This window comes from Providencia sp. PROV255 (assembly GCF_028478065.1).
Classification (GTDB): domain Bacteria; phylum Pseudomonadota; class Gammaproteobacteria; order Enterobacterales; family Enterobacteriaceae; genus Providencia; species Providencia rettgeri.
In genome coordinates this window covers 164927-182178 of the sequence record NZ_JAMPMI010000011.1, presented here as the reverse complement: position 1 = coordinate 182178, position 17252 = coordinate 164927, and the positions used below count along the sequence as shown (strand labels likewise).

The following is a 17252-nucleotide window of genomic DNA, read 5'->3' as shown; positions in this document are numbered from 1 at the left end:
TAATGAGTACAACATCATTGAACCTGTTGGCAAATATTCAGCTTTCGCGCGTAAATAATGTCGGTTTAATTGATAATAATCCTTCCCCTATAGGGGAAGGTGTTGCGATTGATCCTAATTTGGATATCTATCAACAAGTTGTCAGTTATTATGAGCAATTATGTGATGAAATAGCCAAGCCTATAGAACGAACTAATATTGTTTTTGAGCAGCTAAACGATATTTCTGAACAGGCAAATGCTTTAATCCGAGAATTGAAAATATCAGGGGACAACACCTCTAGAGTATTAATAAAGTTATCTGACGAGTTCGCGACATTACCCGATGGTGCGGCAGCTTATTCATCACGGTCGCGGTCGATTGAAGATGGACGAAGCCATATTGGTCAGGTTGAAAAAATAATAAAAAATATTAATAGTGGCTATCAAAAAGATTTTGGAAACATAATAAAATCATCCACAAAATATATGCAGGATGTTAATACCGCTCTCGGTAAAATATCCGAATATATTAAAGCAGGGGATGATGGAAAAATAAAATTTCAGCGCGTCAAGTTATTAGATAGACTCGATGAACTTTTTAACAAATATACAGATCATAAAGAAGTAAGACTAAATGAGCTAAAAAAAGATAAACCTCTGACGACAGATGCTGATGATGATAATAGAGATTACTACAAGAATTGGTCTGAATCTGACAGTAGTGCTGAAAAAATATATGAAATGGATTATAGTGATTCAGCATTTAATTTTTGGAAAAAAAAGCTTGATGGCCAAGGTTTTCGTGTAGGCATAAGAGGAGAATACGGTCAGAGAGTTATTCGTATTTACCCAGACATTACGCCACTCAAGGAAATTATGACGGCGATTTATGATGTTGAGGATACGACAAACGGCTGGAAAACTGCAGGCGTGGAATTAATGGCTCAGACTGTGCAAAGCCTGCAAACAGCAATTGATGCTCAAAAAAATGCAGTTAATAGTTCTGTTTCTCGATTATTAGAGACTTTTCGCCAAGATAATAGTCACTTTGATACATTAACTCAGTTATTGATAAAATTAATTCAAGAACTAAACCAATATAATAGCGGTTTAGTTAATATTTAACATGTATAAAAGAAATTAATAATCGTTTATTATAAGGATAACTTATGATGTCAATATCATCCATTCACAGCCCATGTAAGACTAGCATTAATAATATTAACCATAATCAAAAAATTAGCAGTGGGTTTTCTAATCAACTAAATAAAATTATCCCATCGGGAACAGAAAGTTTATTACCTAAGAATAATATTAAAAATGAAATTAATATCTCTGGCGATGTTAATGAATTACATGCAAGTAACCATCAACAACAAATAGAAGAAATTACACAACTACTTAGTTCTTCTGATCGTTATATTACTTATGAGATGGTCGAGAAGGCATTAAATGCTGGGGGGCATGGCTGTACTTTACAGCAGGAGATAAACCATAGACCTGAAAGTGCATTGGTAGTATTGACGTTATTTGAGCCTCAAGAAATACCACGAGCATTACTTTCTGCAGCGACAGAGTTAGTTAAAAGTATAAGTACAAAAAATTTAAGTAAAGATAAAAATGTTAAAGATATTTTAAATAGTCAACAGGAAAAGGTAGATACGCAACTTGCTAATTTTTTATTAACTAAAGGGAATAATGACTTGGTAACACGTTACCAAGAGAAGTATGTTTCCCCGGCAATTAAACAGCAATTAACTGCATATTTCCCTGATAATGAAGTTCAAAGCTACTCAGTAGATAAGTTTTTAGTCACAGAAGCAAATGAACAGCTAGACAGTGATATTTCTAAATTAATAATGGAATATAATAAAGTTCCTGCTAATCAGTATGGCGATAAGTATCAGCAATTAAATAATATATTTCGTAGCATAGAGAAAAAAATAGGCATCATTATGCCGTTAAAAGTCAAAATGAATTTAACGGAATCTGTGAAACAGGAAAGCTCTGACAATAAATTACCAAGTGATGAGGTTGATGGTTTAACTCGTCAATTAGTAGCGAACCCGTCTAGAACGGTTGCAAATAGTTATAATACAACAACTATAATAAATAATTACGCTAGCTCACCATTGAGTAAGAATGCTGAGCAGGTTTCTTATCAAGGAGCTGATGTTAGTACAGAACAAGAGCTCCCTTCATCAAATACACATGAAAATGATAAGCCATTTGATGTTAATGAACCTTTATTACATAGAAACGTAACATCACCACAAAGGGGATTGAATACAAGAGAAACAGAGCCTGTGCCAGATTACGATTCCTCTAATAGCGACACTCAGAATGACCAAAAGGTTGAAATAATTAAATCGAATGTTCATCTAGAAAGTCTTAACGGGGAGCCTTTATCTGTTGAGGAAGAAGACGCCATGAAATCGATTGAAGAGCGGTTTAAATCCTCGGTTAAATTAGCCAGTAAAAGTAACCAACCAATGGATATTAAACCTAAGTTTGGTAGCCATTACGGCAGTTACTTAATAGATAAAAAAGTCCCTGAGGGTGTGAAACTGACTAATAACAGAGAACTTGTGCAGGAGAAATCAACCAAACCGGCAGAGACAGAATCGTTTTTGGCCATTAAAAATGCCTCTCACTATAGAACATCTTATATTGATGGCAATGCTAAAGTTGTATTGTCTGCAGAAGGGTTAATGACACGTAATTTAAATGAAAAATTAGATTATGCTAAGCAGTCTTAAGGTGAATAAAATGAACTCATCGACAGAAATTCATTGGCAGTGGTTATTTGAGCAAATTCAGCAGATTCGAACCTATTCTGGTATTACAAATGATTTTACGCTTGATTCGACATTAATCGCAGATGTACATATTGATTCTTTAGAAATGTTGGAATTGATAGCGGCTATCGAACAGTATACAGGGCAACCAATTAACGATGAAGTTTGGATGAAATGGTATAAGTTGAGTGATATTGTCGAGTATCTATTGAGTGTCAAATAAACAGATAAAGCCACGGTATTTATTCGAACGTGGCTTTTATTTTTAGGGCATCATTTAAAATGATTATTTCAGTTAAGCGAGATTATTTTTTTAGAGCAGCAGATCTCTAATCGCTACTTTCTATTCTTTTTTATTTATTTTTTATCGTGTTATTTCAGTCACATAAAATTCATATTTTTGTCATCAAGTGATAACGCTCACAAAATAGCATACCCTCGTTTGCTTAATTCTACGCGCGTAGACTATCCTTTAAGTAAATAAAAAACGCCAGTTAGATTTTTTGATTAATAGGCTTTGCGCCAACACCAAGGGTTTATAACTATGGCTACACAATTAAATATCGAGGCGAATCAACAAGCCGCGCAAGAGCGGTTAAGTACGCCGGAAGGAAAAAAAGATTTCCGGCGGGCGATTTTCTCTTGTTGGTTAGGTACAACCATGGAATATGCGGATTTTGCTCTCTATGGTTTAGCGGCAGGTATTATTTTCGGTGATGTTTTCTTCCCTGATGCAACGCCTATTATGGCGCTGTTATCCAGTTTTACCGCCTATTCCGTTGGGTTTATCGCCCGTCCAATTGGTGCATTATTTTTTGGTTGGTTAGGTGATAAACATGGCCGAAAAATGGTCATGGTGATCACGATTGCATTGATGGGGTTATCGACCACCCTTATTGGTGCGATACCCAGCCACGCACAGATTGGTGTTTGGGCGCCCGTTTGTTTGGTGATCCTACGGTTTGCCCAAGGCTTAGGTGCGGGAGCTGAGCTATCCGGTGGAACTGTGATGCTAGGCGAATACGCCCCCGTAAAACGTCGCGGTTTAGTTTCATCAATCATTGCATTAGGCTCCAACAGTGGAACATTACTGGCCTCAATGATTTGGCTGATAGTGTTACAAATGGACAAAGAAAGCCTGATGTCGTGGGGATGGCGTATTCCCTTCCTTGGCAGTATTTTAATTGCTTTAGCCGCGTTATTTATTCGTCAGCATATGCGAGAAACACCTGTTTTTGAAAGGCAAAAAGAGCAGCTTGCTGAAGAACGTCGCCTTGCATTGGAATCTGATACCGTGGCTCATCCTGTTGATAACCGTTCATTTTGGCAAAAAACGCGTGCGTTTTGGACCATGGTCGGGTTACGTATCGGCGAAAACGGCCCATCTTATCTCGCCCAAGGCTTTATCATCGGTTATGTCACCAAAATATTGTTGGTGGATAAATCTGTGCCAACAACGGCGGTTTTAATTGCTTCAATCCTTGGTTTTGCCATCATTCCATTTGCAGGGTGGTTATCAGATAAATTTGGGCGCCGTATTGTTTATCGTTGGTTCTGTTTCCTATTGATGCTGTATGCCGTACCCGCGTTTATGTTATTAGACTCTCGCGAACCGATGATCGTTATCCCGACGATAGTGGTTGGAATGGGGTTAGCATCACTGGGCATTTTCGGGGTACAAGCGGCTTGGGGCGTAGAATTATTTGGCGTGCGTAATCGCTATACTAAAATGGCCTTTGCTAAAGAACTCGGCTCTATTTTATCCGGAGGTACAGCTCCATTAGTGGCATCTGCACTGTTGTCTTGGACAGGTCAGTGGTGGCCAATTGCCGTCTATTTTATTGGAATGGCTGGCATTGGTTTGGTGACCACATTCTTTGCACCAGAAACCCGAGGTCGTGACTTAAACCTGCCTGAAGATGCGATATAAGTGAGCATGGTTGTATATAAAAATCAGAGTGGCTGCTATTCTTTGGCAACGTCATGTTGGAAAAAGGAACTGCTGAGTGTCTGATACGAATGACCGTAAAGTGACGCGGGTAGATGTTGCCCGCGAAGCCGGAACCTCGGTTGCGGTAGTCAGTTATGTAATTAACAATGGCCCTCGTCCTGTTGCAGAGGCAACACGGCAAAAGGTGTTAGCAGCAATCAAAAAAACGGGGTATCGGCCAAATGGTATTGCAAAAGCGCTAGCGTCGGGTAGCACTCAAACCTATGGGCTAGTGATCCCCGATATCTCTAACCCGTTTTTAGCCTCTATTGCGCATGCCTTGCAGCGAGAAGCGTTTAAATATGGGCATGTTTTGTTGCTGGGTGATGCGGGAGATTCACGAGTTCGTGAAAAAGAGCTGATTAATAACCTGTTGTTAAGGCAAGTTGAAGGCCTCATTTATACCAGTGTTGACCGGCATCCCTATGTTGATTTAATTCAGTCATCAGGCACGCCTTGTGTGATGCTTGATAGGATTGAAGCCACAGAAGGGATCAGTACCATTCAAGTGAATGAGAAGCTCGCAGCCTATAAAATTACTCGTCATCTCATTAAGCATGGCTATCAAAATATTGGCATTATTTGCGGCCCAAATGAGATGCTCAATACCCAAGACCGCTTAAATGGTTGGAAAGCTGCACTCACAGAAGCTGACTTAACGATACAACAAAAATGGATTTTATCAGGGGAATATACCCGCGTTTGGGGCTACCAGGCTATCTATCAGATGCGGGAAGAGGGGTTCCCTGAAGCTATTTTTGCCACGAATGAATTGCAAGCTTTTGGCTGTTTAAAAGCCTTAGCAGAATTAAAATTACGCGTACCGGAAGACATTGCACTGGTGTGTTTTAACGGTACAGTGCAATCAGAATATACCGTTCCAACTCTCACAACTGTTCGCCAGCCTGTTGATAAAATAGCGCAAAGAGCGATACAAATTTTACAAAATTGGCCATCTAAAGAAGCCATCTGTGAAGTGGAATTTGAATTACAAATCGGGCACTCATGCGGGTGCTGATTATTTATTGTTTCAGGGAAATTTATGCGAGTGATTATAGATTGCGACCCCGGTAATGGGGTCGTTGGTGCGAATGTTGATGATGGTCTGGCACTTGCGCTGGCTATCGCTGCACCTGAAATCAAATTGGAAATGATCACCACTGTTTCGGGTAATACACCTAGCGAAATTGGCTTTGACGTTGCCAGCCATTTAGTTCATTCACTGGGTGAAAATATTCCTGTTTATCGTGGTGCATCGTCAGCCTTGGTTGAAACTAGCGCGCCATGGCGTGAACTACTCGATAACGGCGCTGAACGAGCGCAACTTACGCACCTATGGGACGGTCTTCCACCCATACCCAGTTTACCGAAGTCTATCCCAGAAGCCGCGTTACGTATTGGTGAATTAGTTTGCCAAAACCCGAAACAAATCACGATTATTGCCATTGGCCCATTAACTAATATCGCAATAGCAATTCAGCTGTTTCCTGACATGGCTCAAAACGTGGCGGAGATAGTGGTTATGGGGGCGGTTTTTAACGTACCGGGGTATTTGAAAGACACTAATTTTGGTGTCGACCCTGAAGCAGCCTATGCGGTGCTTAATAGTGGGGCAAACCTGACTTTAGTACCGATGGATGTTACGGTACAAACGCAAATGGTGCATGAGGATCTCGATAAGCTTGCACAAATTGATACGCCACTGAGCCATTTTCTTGTGGCAACAATGCGACCGTGGATGGACTATTCACGTGCGACACGTCATTTAGCAGGGTGTTGGATACATGATGTGTTAACCGTTGCATGGCTATTGGATAAGAGTTTGGTGACTTATGATAAAAAGCATGTAGGTATTGAGCTACAGGGAGCGCTGCGCGGCAAAAGCTTCTGCTATGACGCACTGCGTCTACGGGTCGGAGTTCCTGAACCAAAAACAAAGCCAATTACTGTACTGCAATCCGTAGATAACTCAGGTTTATTAGATTTAATCTTTAATACGCTCAAACTGAAAAAATAACGTGGCAAGAATAGCGCCTATAGGCGCTATTCTTTTATCACTATGAAGCAGACTTCGGCATCATTCCGTGGGCTAAATGGCCTTTATGAAAAGTCGCGAACCTTGGGGAAATCCGTGCGACTGCCTCAGCAGAACAAGATGCATCAAGTAGCACAAAGCTGGCGTCATCCCCTTTAGCTGGCCACACTTGTTGGCCTTTTTCATCTAGTGGCAAAATATTGCCTGTTGCGATGGCCAGTGAACGGGACAGCGATAACTCATCAGGGCGAGTGTAGAGCTGCGCGTACAAATTAGCTTTTTCTAGCATGTCACCTAGGCCAAAGGGCGACCAATGGTCAATCACGCTATCCGTTCCGGTCATCACAAATACCCCATTTTTATTTAGGGTTTTCAGTGGCATATGCAGTGTGCCAATCGGAACAGTTGAAGCAATGGTGATTTGCTGCTCAGCCAATTGTTTCGCTGTTTTCTCTGCTTGTTCAGGGTTTAATGTTGCCAATGCAAAGGCGTGGCTGATGGTCACTTTACCGCGCAAACTGCGGTTTTCATCTACCGTTTTAATCATATAATCGATAGCGGCAACGCCTGCGGGACTTGTTTCATGTAGATGAATATCCACGCCTTTGTTGTAGTCCAACGCAATTTGGAACATCGAATCGAGAGACTTTTCCATCGCGCTATCCACATTGGTTGGGTCTAAACCACCAACGTAATGAGCGCCTGCTTGCATGGCTTCACGCATTAAACCTTCTGACTTGGAATGTAGTAAACCATGTTGTGGAAAGGCGACGATTTCGCAAGTTAGGTCTTGTTGGTGTTCTCCAAGCACTTTTTGTAAGGCTTCTAAATTTTTCAAACCGGAAACGGGTTCGATATTACAATGGCTACGAGCAATCGTTGATCCTTGGGATTGGATCAGCGCGATCAATGCATTTGCTCTTTCTTCCGTGAAAGGCTGTAATTCAGGTAGCAATTTTTGCTCTAACGCGATCATATCCATAATCGTTTTACCTTCACGTGACTGTGGCGCCTGCCATGGCCCACCATAGAAGGTTTTATCGAGGTGGATATGCATGTCGCGAAAGGCCGGTAGCATGAGTTTGCCTTGCGCACTATAGGCATTCAATGTGCCATCTGCATGTTGTTTATTGGGTAAAACGGCTGCAATTATACCGTCACGAATTTCTACGGTATGTAAGGCGGTTTGGGTGCCGACGACCGTCGAATCATGGTAATTAAAACCCGTTTCGAGTAACACGTCATCAAGGTAATAATGTTTATCCGTGATACTGGATTGGCCTGCTGTTTGGCTAGCTTGGCTCTGGGCGGAGGCAAAGCCCGATACCGCACCAAATAAAGTGCAAGCGGCTGCCACTTTAGCACTGGTGGAAAGGAACTCTCTTCTGCCGGATGATTTTTCTGCTTTCATAGAAACTCCTAGTGATATCCATTTACTGCCGAATTTCCTGTTTTTAAGCGATACTTATCCACCCAGATCGTCATCAAACGATCTGAGGGATACTGCAGTTTGCGACGAACAAAAAATTCGCATGATCCAGATTATAGAAACTTACCCTTGAACAATATGGGTTCCGGTTTCACCGCGTAAAGCTTCTGGTAGTTTTTCAGGGGTGGTGATGATCACTCGTTTACCACCGTTGGCAATAAACGATAGGCTGGCTTCAATCTTCGGTAACATGCTACCTGCTGGGAAATGGCCTTCTTCCATGTAGCGTTGCATGTCGCTGGTGGTAGTTTCGCCAAGTGCTTTTTGTTCAGGTTTGCCGAAGTGAATGCATACTTTTTCGACACCTGTGGTGATAATTAAAATATCGGCATTGAGCTCTTTCGCCAACAAGGTTGTTGATAGGTCTTTATCAATCACCGCATCAACACTTTTGTAGCCACCATTGCCGTTATCAATGACTGGAATACCGCCGCCACCTGCGGCAACCACCACATAATTGTGTTCTGTTAAGGTGCGGATCGCTTGTGATTCAACGACACGTTTTGGTTCGGGGGAAGCCACCACACGGCGATAGCCGCGGCCTGAGTCTTCAACAAAATGCCAGTTTGGGTTTTCTTGCTGTAATTGCTGAGTCTGTTGCCCAGTAAAAAATGCCCCAATCGGCTTGGTTGGCGCGCTAAAGTTTGGGTCATTTTTATCCACTTCAACTTGAGTCACTACGGTAATGGCTTGGCGGTTATGGCGTTTTGCTAGGACGTTAGTCAAAGCTTGTTGAACTAAATAGCCAATTCCACCTTGAGTATCTGCCACACAGTTAGCCAGCGGTGTTAAAGGTAAACCTTCGGTTTCATGAGCAATCTCAGCTCGGCGCAAATCTAATCCAACTTGAGGTCCATTTCCATGGGTCAAAACAATGTTGTAATTACCTTCAAGCATGTCACTAATGTGGTGTGCAACTTCTTGAACGGCTTTTTCTTGAGCTTCGATAGACTGGCTGTTGTTATCTTTGATAATACTGTTGCCCCCGATGGCAACAACCACGAGTTCTTTCATTGTTAATGTTTCCTGAGACAGAGATTTAGCTGATAGTAGGTGTACAGCGCACACCTACTATAAAGGTTGGCTTGGTTACACTGACTTACTGAGTTTCTCAGATTTTTCAGCTTGTTGTTCTTCCACCGATTTCCGGCTGTCTAAAAAGTGTTTGAGTACAAATAAAGCTGCCATCATGAGGTATGCGTAAACAAACATCAAGGTTGAACCAGTAGCAATTCCGACCGCTGGGGAGTGAATAATTCCGAAGAATACTAATATTGCTCCCGCGGCAGCAGCAATGGCTCCACGCAGTGGTTGATTGAGGATAGCAAAGATAGCAATACAGCCCCACAGCATACTGGCTAAAGGTGCTCCGTTACCTAAATGAACCAGACCTTGGTAATAAACCCCTTTGTGTAGCAAGGTTTCAACCCCAATCGCACTCGCAGAGGTGCCTGCTGCGCCCATAACACTATTAACCATCGTCAATGCCCAGTTAGCAATCCATGGGAATAGACAGATAAAGATAACGGGAACTTCAATTTTTGGTGTTTCTCGCACAACTTGGTTGGCGGTGACGACCCCGATGAATACCAATATCGGTACGATAGCGGTCATTGGAATGATAGCTAACATGAAGGCACCGATACCGAATAGTGGTACGATAAACATGGTGATACCGGATGCTAATGTATAACCCACGCTTGCTCCCATGGCTTTCCAACCTGCGTGACCTACGTAAACAGTGACAGGGAATGGGTTACCCATAAAACAGCCAACTGTCGATGATAAACCGTTAGCTAACATGACTTTACGCGTATTGTATTCATCACCTGCAGTATGCGCACTTTCGATATTTTCCAGGTCGAAGATATAGTTTGCTAAACCAAGTGGTACCGCTGATGCTAAGTAAGGCAGAGCGTGTGGCAGGCCTTGGAAGAAACTATCAATATGAATACCCGGTGGGTTGAAACCAAATGATGCCATTGAGTCTTTGATTGCTTCCGCACTTTGCAAGCCAGAAACCCATGCCAATACTGTACCGGCAATTAGCAGCAATAAGCCAGTTGGGATGCGAGCAAAAATCGGTTTTTTACCAAACCAGTTAATGAAAATTAATAACAGCACAATGAATGAAACCGTTGGGGCTTCAAACGCTTGCAGCATTGGGTTCATCGCCAGTAACAGTAACCCTAAACCGGACAAACAGGATAACAGTACGGTGCGTGGGATCATCTTACGGATGGTTTCACCTAAGAAAGAACCACCCACGAGGATCATCGACTCAACAAAACACCAAACCAGCGCGATTTGGATCGCAAATTCCGCATTCTGTGTAGTTTGGTAGACCGGCATGATAACTAAGAACGTCACTGTAAAGATAGAAGGCGCACTCGGCCCTGATGGTAAAGCGGTGACGTCATTGCGCCCGGTTTGCTTGATCATTTGCTGACCAAAGTAAGCATAGCTCACACTGGCAAGTAAAACAGCGAAACCAAAGGCGGGAGCGATACGACCGTAAACAATTTCAGATGGGATGCCGACAACGAAAATTAACAGGCCCATCATGGTGAGTAGGTTGGTTAGGTTGTTGGTCATTAAGCCGAAGTAGGCGGCCAAATCCCCACGTTTCCACTTGATTTTGAATATACTCATTTTAAGTATTCCCCTGTATACCCGTCATACTTTGAACCGCAGCGTTGTTGGCTGCATTCACTCGCCCTAGTCACATACTTATGTATGCTCCTAGGGTCTCGTTTACTTGCCGCCTAGCTGCAATTCAAATTATTTAGGGTATGTTCCTATATTTTGAGTTACAGCACTGTTTTTCAAATAAAATCAATCAGGGTATTCGTTTTATTTTTATTGCCCAACCGGAGTTGGGCGTCTTTTTTTATGGCTGAAAACTAAGCATATTTCTGTGCGTAAGACAGCATGGCCTTTTCAAAGCAATCAAACGGCGGGTGAACAATACCTGCGCCAATCATACCGATACCTGCATCTTTATGGGCAATCGCGGTGTTGATAACCGGTAGAATGCCGCTGGCAGAAACTTTAGTAATATCAATGGCGGTAGGGATACCCATAAAGCCCAATAATGGAATAGTGACATTCGGGTTTTCACCTAAGGTGATTTCACGCATTTGGCGAGAGAAATCGACCGCTTCTTCAACTGTACCGCCAACCAGCGCTACGATAGCCGGTGCGGTTGCCATCGCAAATCCGCCAATACCGTAGGTTTCTGTGATAGCGGAGTCACCGATATCTAAACCAGAGTCTTCTGGTTTGTAGCCCGCAAACATTGGGCCAATAACTTGCTGAGAAGGACCTGTGAACCATTGACCTGGTAACCCACTGATGCGTAAACCAAATTCATAGCCATTACGCGCCATGGTCGTAACAACGGTGCTGTATTCGATGCCGTGAGCCGCATCCATTGATGCTTTACACATCGCCATCCACGTTGGGCCGGAGAAGTAATCGCTGCTTGCAACAAAATCAAACACTTCCTTTTGTTGTGCAACAGAGAAATCAGTTTGAATGATCCCTGTTGTAAGCGCTTGGATAAGTAAGGTTGTTCCTGCATTGTTACGGTTATGACACTCATCGCCCATATGCAGTGCTTGCGCAAGCATCAAACGTAGGTCGATTTCACCAACGATTTTCATTGCGTCGCGTAGCATTGGGCCTAAAACATCACGCATCCAATTTAAACGGTCGATGACGCTTTGGTCATTGGCACCCATGCGTAAGATTTTCGCCATTTGTTCGCTGAGGTTAGTGAACGCACGGTTACCATAGGTTTTGTTCTCAACAATGTGCATAAACATTGAAGCTGAAGTCACACCTGCCATCGAACCGACGCAATCATGTTCATGGCAAGGTGAGAAGATGATTTCACCGGAGGCCGCAACACGTTCGGCATCCGCTAAATCTTTTGCTAAACCTTCAAAAACCAGCGCACCGGTGACCGCACCTTTCATGGCACCACACATGTCTTTCCATGCTACAGGTGGGCCCGCATGTAAGATGGTGTTTTTGGTCATACCTGGAACCACATTAATCGCTTGGTCGTAACCGATTAACACAGGTTGAGATTGAATAATACGCTCAAGGGCTTGGGCGTTAGCCGCCGCAATTTTTTCTTGTAATGCGGCATTACCTTCAATTTGGTCAAGGGCGCGAATAACCGCAACGTTGCCTTGTCCTGGAGGTGTCCAGTTTAAATGCGTGACCGGAACATGTTGTTTTTTCAGGTCATCACTGAACATTTCGATGCCAACGTTGATGACATTTAATGGCTGCTTAAATAATGAAGTCATTATGCTTTCTCCCCTTTCCATACAAACTCACGCCCTAATAAACCGGTATTGGTGCTGCTACTTGCCCAGATGACTCCGGCATCTGTTAGCATTTTGACTTGCGCATCCATCGATGGGGTGTCTTGGTCAGTGCCCAGCACATAGCCTAAAATTTCTAATTCACGACCATCTTGTTTGGCGATGTTCTTCGCTTCTTTAATCGCGTCAATCATCACGCCCACAGGGTCTTCATGAGAACCAAAGCCTAAAACGAAGTCCATCATAATGACGCCCACTTCAGGGTCGCGAGCTTCTTGCAGTAAACGTTCAATACGGTTAGTTGGGTCGATCATTGGGTGTGGTTTACCGTTGGTAAAGTCGTCATCACCAAAATCGAGGAAGGTGTGTGCAATACTTTTATTGAGGTCTTTTAAGCGATAGTCAGAGTTTGGCTGAATATTGCTGTAAACATCATCGTATTTTTCCAGCGCGGCAAACATGGCTTCGTCACATAGCGTTCCACCACAGAATAAGCCTCGAATGTATTTCTGCTCAGGCTTCAGTTTTGCTCTGACTTCATCAATTAGCGGTAAATTGAGCGGGTGTAAATCTAAATCTTCTTTGCGAATACCGGTTAATAGAACAGCTTTCAGTGCTGCTTCTTTGGTGCTTTGGGCGAAGGTTAAACCCGGTTTGTCTTCTGGTAGTGGTTGGCTACCTAAGAAACACACAACAACAGGTTTATGGCATTTTTCCGCTTGCTCTAGCACTTTTTTGGCTACGCTAGGGGCTGGTGGCTTAGAAATCAGAGCGATAACTTGGGTTTCATCATCGGCATCGAGCATTTTTAGGGCATCAATCATCATGATACCGCCAATTTTTTCGCTTAAATCGCGACCACCAGTACCAATTAATTGAGAAACGCCTGCGCCAAATTCGTGAATACGGACGCTGAGCTCTTGGCTACCCGTACCGGATGCACCGATGATACCAATGCTGCCACGGCGTACATCGTTACCAAAGCACAGCGCAGTTCCGTTGATAATGGCAGTTCCGCAGTCTGGGCCCATCATCAGCAAGCCTTTCTTGCTAGCCAGCTGTTTGAGCGCGAGTTCATCTTCAATGGAGACGTTATCGGAAAACAACATAACGTTGAGGTCATTTTCTAAGGCAATGCGCGCTTCACGGGCAGCAAATTGACCGTTTACTGAAATGACGGCAAGGTTGGCATCTGGGATATGTGTTTTCGCTGAATTAATAGTGGCGTATTTAGCTTCATGCTGCCCGCCACCTTGGTTTTTCTTATTAAATAACTCTTCGATAGCAATTAATGTGGCTTCGTTGGCATCATCGCTTGGGCCTTTAATGACAATCATTAAATCGCCATTTTTGGCTTCTTCTAATTCAGGTGTTAGTAACCCTAAATTACGTAAAACGCCTTTGTTCATCTCTGTTGCCATCGCGACAAACGCTTGTTCGACATTGTCGAGTTGATTGGCTTTTGTCGAAATAGACATCAGTGATACGGAATCAAAATAGGTATTCTTTTTTATGACAACTTTAGTCGACATAGTTTTCTCCGAAATAATGGGTGATATACAGGGCATCTCGCAAGCCAAATAGCATGTCGCTGCCAGAACTCGACCCGATATTTAAAATCTCTAAAAATTGCGGATAAATATTGGTTTCTTTCGCATCAACTAATGATTGAATTAATTGCTGCATATTTTCGCGATATTCTCGGTTTAACGCTTTTTCTAATGTGATGGCACTGATTGGTGTCGTCTGGCCTAAGCTTTGGGTTATTCCCTTAAAAAATTCAGGGTAAAAAGTGGCAACCGGATGACCGATTAATAATAAAAATGCCATTAACCCAACTAAGTAATCATCTCCTGAAGGAGTTAGCCCGATACCCAATCCAACAAACTGGCGGATCACATAAACAATATTTTCTTTATTTTTCTTAATTATTGATTCAATCAATTCAGAGCGTAATTGAACCAATTGCTTCGTCATAGAGAGATAAAAAAAGTTATCCCCCTGATATTTAAATAGAGAGCTTTTATTTTCAGTTAAGATTAAATCCAAACGATTTATTTGCTTTTCGATATATAATAAATAATTTGAATTTTTCAGTTTGTTATCGCTAAAGTTGATAACAGGTTGCCGCCATTCTTTACATAAAGAAAATGATAATAAATAATTATCACCAATCAATATTTCTTTATTTAATAAATTAATGGACTCTCCTTTTTTAATATTGAAAAGAGAAAAATTTTTATTTATTAATCGGCAACTATTTGGAGCATTATCTAATTGAGAACAAAGCAATGTATAAAGTGCATTATCAATAGAAAAGTTAATGGCTTTATTAAATACTTGTTCTATCGTTCCTTGGGGTGAGGGCTGATGCAACAGATTGAGAAATTGTGTATCAGCCGTTAGCCCGTATAACCTTTGCCGATGAGATATGGATGCGTTCACATGCCTCCTTATCTTATTTAGAGTCTATGATTTCGCTATGCTCCTGCTGCAATCAGTAACTCAGCAATCTCGCTGTAGCCTTTTTCATGTGCTAACTCTAATGGTTTTTTACCATATTTATCCGTCATATGAGGGTTCGCACCGTGGTCTAATAGTAATTTAACGATTTGCTGCTGTTTTTCGCCCCCATCGTTGAGTACGATAGCTTCTAATAGAGGGGTCCAACCAACAAAGTTGGTGTGATTGACATTAATATCGGTTTTTTCAAGTAGTTCGCGAACAATTTCCACGTGGCCTTTTTCACTGGCCGGTGTAATTCCCACACCACCAAAACGGGTTAATAAGTCTAAATTGGGTTTTGCAGGTAAGACAATACGTAATAAGGTTAGGTCGTTATTAAGACAGCTTAATAAAAAAGGGTTAAAACAGGTTTGGTCTTGTTTATTAATATCTGCCCCAGCATTAATCAGAAAAGAAACACATTCATAATGTTTATTCAGGCTAGCATTGACGATAGCAGTGCGACCTTGACGGTTGGTGGTATTAATATCCACACCTTTTTCAAGGCAACTTTTTAATATTTCTAATTGTCCTTGTTCAGCTGCGGTTAAAAAATCGTGAGCGAGAGTACTAGCGGTCATCATTTTCCCCTTAGGTTGGTTTTTATTACCAACATAGATAAAGACAATTTAAAGATTACATCGAATATATGATGGTTAGAGCATAGCAATTGTCATTAATAAAAAGAATCCATTTAAATTTAATTCATCAATGGGGCATTTAATTATTGAATTTAATTCAATAATCTGGCTTTTTTGTGCGTGCGAGCATTCTTTTTTAGCGTTTTTTGATGATTTATGGCTATTTTGTGGTCCAAATTGTGTGATTTTTTTTGTTAATTAAAATCGAAAATCATGATTTACTCAGTTCTGTGATAGACATCAAATTGGAAGTTTTTAATTTGTTAAATTTGTAATTTTATTGATCGTGTCTGTATAGAATGTTAATACTTGGTTTGCCTATTTAATTCAATAATATTAGGTATTTCGAATATTAATAGTGACTTTAAAGGTAGGGTTTTTACTTGGGGAAAATGCATATCAAATTTAATCTATTCCAGTTGTTAATAATTCTGTTAAGCTATAAAAATATGCTCGAAAAATAATCTGATTTTTACGTTATTGAATTTTATTCACATAAAAACATGATTTGTCTAAATTTTAAACATTTTTGGCGGTGGGTATGAACTCAATTTTTACGGAAGAAAACTTACTGACTTACACAACAGCAGCGAAGTTTGCGAGTTTTAGTAAAGCAGCGGAAGAGTTAGGCGTGACCACCTCTGCGGTGAGTTATACCATCAAACGTATTGAAACCTATTTAGATGTCGCGTTATTTATTCGTAATACCCGTAATATTGAACTCACAGAAGCAGGGTATTATTTTTATCGTAAAGCAACCGACTTGCTCAATAATTTCCATTCCATTCAAAAAAGTATTTATTCTATTGAGCAGGGGATTGAAGCGCGGGTACGTATTTGTATTAATCAGTTATTATATACGCCGTATCATACCGCTAAGTTATTACAAATATTAAAAAAACAGTTTGCTACCTGCCACATCACTGTGACAACCGAGGTGTATAATGGGGTTTGGGATGCCATTATTAATAACCATGCAGATATTGCGATTGGTGCTCCGGGTACGTTGATGGATGGCGGTGGAATTGACTACACTGAAATCGGTGCGATTCACTGGCAATTTGCTATCGCAGCAACTCACCCATTGGCACTGATGCCAGAGCCCATCGCTGAGAGCCAGCTACGCCTTTATCCCAATATTATGGTGGAAGATACCGCGCATACCATTAATAAGCGGGTGGGTTGGTTGTTACATGGGCAAGAAGCAATTCAAGTGCCTGATTTTAATACTAAATGCCAGTGTCAGATATTAGGTGAAGGGATTGGGTTTTTACCCGATTATATGATCAAAGACCATGTTAAACATGGTTTGTTGGTAACAAAACAAATTCAGAACCCACGACAAGATTCCCATATGCTATTAGCCACACAACATTCAGCTACTGGGCTTGTGACGCAGTGGATCCGTAAAGAATTTGGCGAAAAGGGGGTTCTAGCAGAGCTCTACAGCGATCTCCTAAAACCCATCAATTAGTC

At 41.6% G+C, this 17252-nt stretch carries 14 protein-coding genes; 7 read left to right on the top strand and 7 right to left on the bottom strand.

Going from position 1 to position 17252, the window contains the following annotated elements:
* The first annotated feature begins 2 nt into the window (after nucleotides 1-2).
* The 6 genes from PR725_RS14130 to PR725_RS14105 all read left to right on the top strand — a co-directional run bounded on the left by PR725_RS14130 (nucleotide 3) and on the right by PR725_RS14105 (nucleotide 6786).
* Entirely contained in the window at nucleotides 3-1106 is a 1104-nt protein-coding gene (locus tag PR725_RS14130; protein WP_272569479.1) for an IpaD/SipD/SspD family type III secretion system needle tip protein, read from the top strand.
* Between the two features lie 44 nt (nucleotides 1107-1150).
* Complete coding sequence (locus PR725_RS14125) at nucleotides 1151-2740, top strand: hypothetical protein (RefSeq protein WP_272569476.1); 1590 nt, start codon at nucleotides 1151-1153, stop codon at nucleotides 2738-2740.
* A 10-nt stretch (nucleotides 2741-2750) separates the two neighbouring features.
* Nucleotides 2751-3002 (top strand): acyl carrier protein, encoded by a 252-nt coding sequence (locus tag PR725_RS14120; protein WP_004266172.1) that lies wholly within the window; start codon nucleotides 2751-2753, stop codon nucleotides 3000-3002.
* A 321-nt stretch (nucleotides 3003-3323) separates the two neighbouring features.
* Nucleotides 3324-4709: an MFS transporter gene (locus PR725_RS14115; protein ID WP_272569473.1), complete on the top strand. Its 1386-nt coding sequence runs from the start codon at nucleotides 3324-3326 to the stop codon at nucleotides 4707-4709.
* A 76-nt stretch (nucleotides 4710-4785) separates the two neighbouring features.
* Entirely contained in the window at nucleotides 4786-5787 is a 1002-nt protein-coding gene (locus tag PR725_RS14110; RefSeq protein WP_109912339.1) for a LacI family DNA-binding transcriptional regulator, read from the top strand.
* Between the two features lie 24 nt (nucleotides 5788-5811).
* Entirely contained in the window at nucleotides 5812-6786 is a 975-nt protein-coding gene (locus PR725_RS14105; protein WP_110731487.1) for a nucleoside hydrolase, read from the top strand.
* 40 nt (nucleotides 6787-6826) lie between these two features.
* Here the strand turns inward: PR725_RS14105 and PR725_RS14100 are convergent, their stop codons facing one another.
* The 7 genes from PR725_RS14100 to PR725_RS14070 form a co-directional block, all read right to left on the bottom strand.
* Entirely contained in the window at nucleotides 6827-8215 is a 1389-nt protein-coding gene (locus PR725_RS14100; RefSeq protein WP_109912342.1) for an amidohydrolase family protein, read from the bottom strand.
* A 141-nt stretch (nucleotides 8216-8356) separates the two neighbouring features.
* The gene (locus PR725_RS14095; protein WP_272569469.1) at nucleotides 8357-9307 is read right to left on the bottom strand and encodes a carbamate kinase family protein; all 951 of its coding nucleotides are present in this window, start codon (nucleotides 9305-9307) and stop codon (nucleotides 8357-8359) included.
* Between the two features lie 75 nt (nucleotides 9308-9382).
* Nucleotides 9383-10945, bottom strand: coding sequence for a xanthine permease (locus tag PR725_RS14090; protein ID WP_272569467.1), 1563 nt, complete (start codon nucleotides 10943-10945; stop codon nucleotides 9383-9385).
* A gap of 251 nt (nucleotides 10946-11196) precedes the next feature.
* Complete coding sequence (locus tag PR725_RS14085) at nucleotides 11197-12612, bottom strand: DUF1116 domain-containing protein (RefSeq protein WP_109912345.1); 1416 nt, start codon at nucleotides 12610-12612, stop codon at nucleotides 11197-11199.
* Entirely contained in the window at nucleotides 12612-14162 is a 1551-nt protein-coding gene (fdrA, locus tag PR725_RS14080; protein ID WP_109912346.1) for an acyl-CoA synthetase FdrA, read from the bottom strand. Before fdrA ends, PR725_RS14085 begins: the two co-directional genes overlap by 1 nt.
* A complete protein-coding gene (locus PR725_RS14075; protein ID WP_123382648.1) occupies nucleotides 14152-15075 on the bottom strand; it encodes a DUF2877 domain-containing protein in 924 nt (307 codons plus the stop codon). Before PR725_RS14075 ends, fdrA begins: the two co-directional genes overlap by 11 nt.
* A 35-nt stretch (nucleotides 15076-15110) precedes the next feature.
* Nucleotides 15111-15716, bottom strand: a complete 606-nt coding sequence (locus tag PR725_RS14070) for an ankyrin repeat domain-containing protein (protein ID WP_004266162.1) — start codon at nucleotides 15714-15716, stop codon at nucleotides 15111-15113.
* 601 nt (nucleotides 15717-16317) lie between these two features.
* Between PR725_RS14070 and PR725_RS14065 the strand changes: the two genes are divergently transcribed.
* Nucleotides 16318-17250: a LysR substrate-binding domain-containing protein gene (locus tag PR725_RS14065; RefSeq protein WP_109912354.1), complete on the top strand. Its 933-nt coding sequence runs from the start codon at nucleotides 16318-16320 to the stop codon at nucleotides 17248-17250.
* Nucleotides 17251-17252: the final 2 nt, after the last annotated feature.